The following is a 316-nucleotide window of genomic DNA, read 5'->3' as shown; positions in this document are numbered from 1 at the left end:
GATATTAACATTAAGCGGGTCTGGTAAAACGTTGTTAGCCATCTATATTGAACTCCAGTCTGTGCCATCAAAAACATAATGTGCCGACCAGTTTAACACATTTATAATCTGGTCATTACTTCCATCAATTAAACCTATAACCGTCACCTCTTCACCTCTTCTTTTTACATGGACTTCATCTTCTTCCACGGCTTGAGGGTCAAGAATTATTGTTATTGGTGCTACGTTTTTACATAAAATTATCTGATTTCTATCCGTTGTTAAATCAATCAGCGTAGTCAGTATTTCAAACTCTTTTAACTCTAAAGAGTTTATT

The 316-nt window shown here is 34.8% G+C and carries 1 protein-coding gene; it reads right to left on the bottom strand.

What is annotated here, in order from left to right; genetic code table 11:
• Positions 1-42: 42 nt before the first annotated feature.
• The coding region (locus D5S11_RS20030; protein WP_164833873.1) for a hypothetical protein at positions 43-316 on the bottom strand (274 nt) is incomplete at its 5' end.

The organism is Bacillus sp. L75 (genome assembly GCF_003676355.1).
Taxonomy (GTDB): Bacteria; Bacillota; Bacilli; order Bacillales; family Bacillaceae; genus Bacillus; species Bacillus velezensis.
The sequence above is the reverse complement of the archived record's forward strand: the minus strand, read 5'-3'. Positions and strand labels throughout refer to the sequence as shown.